Here is a 6,528-nt window from a genome sequence, read left to right as displayed (position 1 = left end):
TGGTAAAATGGGGTCAAGGGGACTGGTCCCCTTGCGGGGGGTTCTGAAGGGGGGCGGAGCCGCCCCTTTCTTTCTTGCCTTAAAGTATAGTTACCATGAAATATAAAGAAGATACCGTCAGCTAATATTGGTTGTGACAACAAACGCATCCTGACTTTTCTTGCGATCACAAAAAAAAACTTATGATGCAGTATGTTATCTATAGATGCAAAGACTGTTTCAATAAGGAGAATGTCAGATGATTGAAAAGACAAAAGAGATATTGCATGTATGTATTGCTTTGTTGCTGATAACATGTCTTCCGCTAAGTGCCTATCCGGATGCCGTTGACAACTGGCATTGGAGGAGTCCGTTTCCATATGCCAATCATGACCTTTCTGCAGTATGCTATGGCAACGGCACATTTGTTGCGGTGGGGGATAAAGGCACAATCCTGACCTCACCCGATGGCGTGACCTGGACTAAGGGGACCTTCACTGCTAAGGACTGGCTCAGGGGAGTAGTCTATGGCAACAACACATTTGTCGCCGTGGGGGACAAAGGCACCATCCTTAACTCGCCAGATGGTGCGGCTTGGACTAAGGGGACTTCTACTTCCGAATTATGCCCTTAATGGGGCAGGCTATGTCAATAACACATTTGTTGCCGTGGGGAGTGGCTCCAAATATGTAGGTTACAGTTTTTACGCGAAATTTTACGTCATCCTGGCCTCACCCGATGGTGTGACCTGGACTAAGACGGCTTCAGATTCTTCAACGTCCAGCTCTGATAATGCACTCAATGCGGTGATCTATGGCAGCAACATATTTGTTGCCGTGGGGTACACCAAGGGTAGCGGTATGATCCTGACCTCCCCCGATGGCGTTACATGGACTCAGAGGACATCCGATTCTCCTGCCTGGTTCAATGCAGTGGGTTATGGCAACAACACGTTTGTCGTCGTGGGGGACAAAGGCACCATCCTGACCTCATACGATGGCGTGACCTGGACTAACAGGACATCAGGGGTCTCTGATTATCTCGACAGGGCGTTGAGCAAGTTTGTCCTCAGACCACTGAGGCAGTCCGGAGTAAGGCGTTTGCTCGGTGAGTCGGCGCCCGTCAGGACATAGCAGGTGCGGCAGAGGGCGGGTGATGGTGTGTCGTCGTTGTACGAGCCGCAGGAGCCTACCGGCATAGAGCTTGTCTTTCCGATAGAGGCCGGAAAGTCGACAGAGGGTAGCGTGAAGTTGCAGGTTGGCAGCACACGCTCCATTGCAACCGTCGGTCGGGTGTACGTGCAGTATGACCGCGGCAGGGCCTACCGCGAGGTTGACGACGTTGGCGCCATCAAGGTCGTTGCCGGGTCGCCGTCGGTCGTGAGGGTTGATGGTCTGCAGGTTGAGGGCCTTGAGGTGGGCAAAAGTATGGTTAGCTTTCAGTACATGGGCTTCAGTAGGGACGTCAGTGTAGAGGTCTTGCCGCAGGAGGGGTCGGGTGAGGCTGGTTGAGAGCATCCGGCACTTTGGGCAGGACGGCTTTGTAGACGTCCTTAAGGGGGAGCTTGCCCGGCAGAAGGGGCTTTTACCGTTGGAGAGGTTTTGTCAGTACGGTGGTTTTCCGTCCTATGATGACGTGTCGGTACATGTTGACAGCTTCAAGGCGGTTGGTAGTGGCGTTGTAGAGGTGGCGTGCAGCGTGTATTTCACCGAAGTCGTTTCGTCAAACTGCGCGGTGTGTTCATTTGAGCAGCCCGCAAACGGCTTTCTCCTCCTCCGCATCAGTGCAGATGGCAATACCGATATGCAGGTGCTATAAGGCAAGAAGAAGAAACAAAAAAAAGAAAGGGGCGGTTTGTGGCAGGGGTGCCCCACCCCCTCCGCTTCTTTTTCGCTCCAGGAGGGGGCAGCGCCTCTTGACCCCTTCTTGGCGTTATCAATAATCCCATACACACGGGTAAAGCAGGACGGCCATTGAAATGGCACGTTTTTTTCGGGCATGGGTAAGGGTTGTATTTGTTGAACAATTTCAAGTATACTATGGCCATTATACAGTGGAGGGTATCAGACAATGCTTGATGGTGCAATAGCAGCCATAAACGAGAAGATACAAAAGGAGAGTGCGTTTGTTTCGCTCTTGCTCTCCGAAATAGAGAAGGTAATAGTTGGTCAGAGGTACTTGCTTGAGAGGTTGTTGGTGGGGCTGTTTGCAAACGGCCATGTCCTGTTGGAGGGGGTACCTGGGCTGGCCAAGACCACGGCGGTGCGGGTGCTTGCCCAGAGCATCCAGACGGGGTTTAAGCGCATCCAGTTTACGCCCGACCTGCTCCCTGCCGATATACTTGGCACGATGGTGTACAATCCTAAGGATGCGACGTTCTCAGTTAAAAGGGGGCCGATATTTTCAAACATAATTCTTGCCGACGAAATCAACCGTGCCCCTGCCAAGGTTCAGAGCGCCCTGCTGGAGGCTATGCAGGAACGTCAGGTGACCATTGGCGATGAGACGTTTAAGTTGCAAGAACCATTCCTGGTGCTGGCCACGCAGAATCCCATCGAACAAGAGGGTACCTATCCCCTGCCCGAAGCACAGATGGACAGGTTCATGCTCAAGGTCAAGGTCGATTATCCCAGCAAGGAGGACGAACTGAACATACTTAAACGCATGGCCTTTACGTCAAGGGAGATAAAGGCCTATCCCATAGTCAAACCCATCGATATTCTCAATGCCCGCATGATGGTTGATGAGATATACATGGACGAAAAAATCGAACGCTACATAATCGACATAGTTTTTGCAACCAGGACACCGGCCCAGTACAAGCTCCAGCAACTCAGTGCGCTGATCCAGTACGGGGCCTCAACGCGGGCAACTATTTACCTCGTCCTTGCGGCAAAGGCCTATGCCTTCATACAGGGCAGGGGGTTTGTCACACCCCAGGATGTCAAGTCCATTGCGATGGATGTCCTGCGGCACAGGGTCATTGTCAGTTACGAGGCCGAGGCTGAAGACAAAACCTCCGAGGATATCATAAAAACGATCCTGAACAAGATGGAAGTTCCATAGCAAAAGAGCAGGAAAACAGATGATCTCCACCATAAAGAAGTCCCCTACTTAAATGGACGATATCGCTACCACCTTAACTGAACCTTCCGGTGTTGAAGTGGCCAGATGAGAAGGCCAAGTTCATCGCACGGTACGAATTGGAAGGAGCCATGAATATCGCTTGTGAATTGATAAGAGAGTTATTCCCTGATTTTGAGATAAAGACGGCATTAAATATAGAGTTTGAGGAGTTAATGCAGATTTCGATTGGATTAAGTACAAAAAATGTGGCATTTTTACGGGGTCAAAGGGACTTCTTTGTGGCCGGGGCGGGTGCGACAATTGAGCCAGGGGCGGCTCGCCCCCCGCTGCGACAAGATTGCGCCTCGCCCCTCCCCTTGCGGGTGGTTCTGAAGGGGCCAGGTGCGACCTGGAGCGAAAAAGAAGCGGAGCCGCCCCTTTTTCTTCTCTTACGGTCAAATGTGATTGTCCTACGCTCCCTCCCTTCTTTTTTTTCCTGCTAGTCTTCTATCTGGATGCACCTGACCATGTCAAGCTTCTTGAACCTCATGCAACCGTTACAGGAGATGCAGTCGGCCTTTTCCTTGCCATCGCGGAGTTTTTCAGGCAGGTCCGGCTCACGTATCAGCGGCCTGGACAGCGATATCAGGTCCGCACAACCGCTCACCAGGAGTTCTTCACACACGGCCCTGCTGCGAATTCCGCCAACCAGGATGACGGGGATGTCCAGCTCCTTCTTAAACATGGCAGCCGTCTCCTTGAAGTAGGCCTCATCCTCCGGTTTTAGAATATCCCCACGGGCAGCCCTGAGCCTGACGTCTGACTCAAACATCCCGCCACTTACCTCAATGGCGTCGATACCCAACCCTTGCAACTTCCGGGCAATTGAGAGGCTCTCCTGCGGGGTCAACCCTCCGTCTTTGAGGAAGTCGGAGGAGTTCATCTTTATCATGACGGGGTAGTCGGCATCGACATTTGCCCTGATGGCCTTGATCACCTCCTGGAGGAAGCTAAAACGCCGCTCTTCGTCGCCACCCCAGTCATCCTCCCGTCTGTTTGTGTGGGAGGAGAGAAACTCGCTGATCAGGTAGCCGTGTGCCGCATGTATCTGTACGCCGTCAAACCCCGATGCCTGCACCCTCTTGGCTGCACTGCCAAATGCCCCGATCACCTCCCATATCTCATCCTCCGTCATGGCATGCGGGGTCACGTTCAAGATTGGTTCATAGACGGCAGAGGGCGCTATCGGGGGATTGCCTCCAAGCATATCGGGATAACACTGCCGTCCGCCGTGTGTTATCTGCATAACGACCTTACCGTCAAACCTGTGTATGGCATGCGCCAGACGCCTTAGGCCCGGTACATAGGCGTCGTCGTAGATGCACACCGCCCGCTCCACGGAAAACCCCGATGGATGCACAATGGCATTGCCCGTGATTATCAGACCGACTCCACCCCAGGCAAGCGTCTCATAAAACTCAATAAGCGCATCCGTGACAAACCCCCGCTCATCTGCACGCTTTTCGTAGGTGGCCGAGCGAACCAGGCGGTTTTTCAGCTTAAGGTCTCTTATAAAGAATGTGTCAAACAACATAGGACGCTCCTTTATTTGGTAAAGCTGATAAGTGAGGCATCATACTGTGGCGGCTTCTCAAACCCCAGGAGGTTACAGATCGTGGCCGCCACGTTACTCAGACCGGGATTGCTGACCCCGGAGAGGCGATACTCCGACTTAAAGCCAAAGTCCACGATCACAAAGGGTACCTTGTTTAACGTGTGCGATGTCTTGGCGGTCTTCTTGCCTTTTTTGACCTCAAACATCTCATCGGCGTTTCCGTGGTCAGCCGTCACGATGACGGTGCCCCCAAGGCCCTCAACAACGCTCAGGAGTTTGGCAACGCACTCGTCCACGGTTTCTACTGCCGTGATGGCCGCCTCCATGACGCCGGTGTGTCCGACCATGTCGCCGTTTGCGAAGTTGAGGCGTCCCCACTTGAACTTCCCAGACTTCAGGAGTTCGATGGTTTTTTCGGTGATTTCGTATGCCTTCATCTTTGGGGCCTGATCAAAGGGTATCCTGTCAGAGGTGATCTCTACGTAGGTTTCGAGGTCAGCGTTGATGTATCCGGACTTGTTGCCGTTCCAGAAGTAGGTCACGTGGCCGTACTTTTGCGTCTCCGAAATAGCAAACATCCCTATATTTTCAAGTGCCAGGTACTCTGCGACGGTCTGCTGTATAAGCGGAGGCTGAACGATGTAGTTCTTTGGCACCTTGGCCTCGGAATCATACTCCATCATGCCGGCGTACAGGACATCGGGGACATTGCCCCTGTCGAAGTGCTTAAAGTCGCTGCCGGCATCAAATGCCTGCGAAAGCTCAATGGCCCTGTCGCCCCTGAAGTTGTACAGGACTGCGCAGTCGCCATCCTGCATCTTTCCAACGGGGTTGCCGCCCTCATCCACGATCACAAAGGCGCCCATATACTGGTCATCCACGCCCTCCTGGTAGAAGGTATTAACGGCCTCGCTGCACGACCTGAACTGTCTGCCGATGCCGTGGACGTGGGCGTCCCATCCGCGCTTGACGATGTTCCAGTCGGCGCAGTACCTGTCCATTGTGACGTTCATTCTGCCCCCGCCGGAGGCAATCACGTAGTCGAAGCCTTTTTCGTCGCGGACTCTTTTCAGGAGCGCCTCAACGGGTTCAACGTAGGTCATGGCGGTGCGTGGGCCGACATCCCTACCGTCCAGGAGCGGGTGAACCCTGACCTTCTTGACCCCCGATTCGGCCAGCCTTTCGATCATCTGGTAGAGGTGGTTTATGTTTGAGTGGACGTTGGCATCAGACAGCAGCCCGATGAAGTGCACTGCCCCGCCGTTGTTGGCACGTTGGACGATCTTGTTCCAGAGCGCTCCGCCAAAGACCGCCCCGGTGGCAAAGTCTTCGTTGACCCGCTTGGCGCCCTGGGCAAAGACCCTGCCCGCACCAAGGGCGTTGTGCCCCACTTCGCTGTTGCCCATGTCCTCATCCGAGGGCAGTCCCACCGCCTCACCGTGCGCCGCAATGGGGACAAAAAAATCGCTCTTAAAGAGTCTGTCCAGCGTTGGCGTCTTGGCCAGGTGTACGGCGTTGCTGTCGTCCTCCCTGCCGAGTCCAACCCCGTCCATTATGATCAGCAGCAGCGGCCCCTTGCGGCCCTCAAATCCGTCAATAGTCTTGAGTCGTTCCATTTATCGTATTCCTCCTATTTTAAAATTCATTGTAAACAGCACTCCGGCTAAATCAGCATCATATATATTATGACTAACCTAACCTATAAAGCAAGACAAAAAAGAAGAAGAAGAAAGAAGAGAAAGAAGAAGGGGGCGGCTCCGCCCCCCCCTCAGCCCCATAGGTGTTAAGTTAAGCATGATACCTCCAGTACCTCCAAGTCTTTTAGTGTTAATTTCTTAGGTTTAGGCGTATTTGACGGTTCATCAATC

The 6,528-nt window shown here is 53.1% G+C and carries 7 protein-coding genes; 5 read left to right on the top strand and 2 right to left on the bottom strand.

The window, feature by feature from the left end:
• Window positions 1–238 precede the first annotated feature (238 nt).
• From HWQ67_RS11080 to HWQ67_RS11060, 5 genes are all read left to right on the top strand, one after another.
• Window positions 239–613, top strand: a complete 375-nt coding sequence (locus tag HWQ67_RS11080) for a hypothetical protein (RefSeq protein ID WP_218252750.1) — start codon at window positions 239–241, stop codon at window positions 611–613.
• A complete protein-coding gene (locus HWQ67_RS20555; protein ID WP_425340719.1) occupies window positions 507–1,112 on the top strand; it encodes a DUF6242 domain-containing protein in 606 nt (201 codons plus the stop codon). Before HWQ67_RS11080 ends, HWQ67_RS20555 begins: the two co-directional genes overlap by 107 nt.
• A 3-nt stretch (window positions 1,113–1,115) precedes the next feature.
• Window positions 1,116–1,490, top strand: coding sequence for a hypothetical protein (locus tag HWQ67_RS11070; protein ID WP_218252748.1), 375 nt, complete (start codon window positions 1,116–1,118; stop codon window positions 1,488–1,490).
• On the top strand, window positions 1,477–1,797 hold the full coding sequence (locus HWQ67_RS11065; RefSeq protein ID WP_218252747.1) for a hypothetical protein: 321 nt from the start codon (window positions 1,477–1,479) through the stop codon (window positions 1,795–1,797). The genes HWQ67_RS11070 and HWQ67_RS11065 overlap by 14 nt, the downstream gene beginning before the upstream one ends.
• Window positions 1,798–2,049: 252 nt before the next feature.
• Window positions 2,050–3,045, top strand: a complete 996-nt coding sequence (locus HWQ67_RS11060; protein WP_218252746.1) for an AAA family ATPase — start codon at window positions 2,050–2,052, stop codon at window positions 3,043–3,045.
• A 499-nt stretch (window positions 3,046–3,544) separates the two neighbouring features.
• Here HWQ67_RS11060 and HWQ67_RS11055 read toward each other — a convergent pair whose 3' ends face one another.
• A complete protein-coding gene (locus tag HWQ67_RS11055; protein ID WP_218252745.1) occupies window positions 3,545–4,639 on the bottom strand; it encodes an NADH:flavin oxidoreductase in 1,095 nt (364 codons plus the stop codon).
• An 11-nt stretch (window positions 4,640–4,650) separates the two neighbouring features.
• Window positions 4,651–6,276 carry a 2,3-bisphosphoglycerate-independent phosphoglycerate mutase gene (gene gpmI / locus HWQ67_RS11050; RefSeq protein ID WP_218252744.1) on the bottom strand — a complete coding sequence of 542 codons (1,626 nt, stop codon included), beginning with the start codon at window positions 6,274–6,276 and terminating at the stop codon, window positions 4,651–4,653.
• Between the last annotated feature and the right edge of the window lie 252 nt (window positions 6,277–6,528).

It is taken from the genome of Candidatus Magnetobacterium casense, assembly GCF_019173545.1.
In the GTDB taxonomy this organism is placed as follows: domain Bacteria; phylum Nitrospirota; class Thermodesulfovibrionia; order Thermodesulfovibrionales; family Magnetobacteriaceae; genus Magnetobacterium; species Magnetobacterium cryptolimnobacter.
Note: the sequence above shows the minus strand (reverse complement) of the source record. Positions and strands in the feature narration are given on the sequence as shown.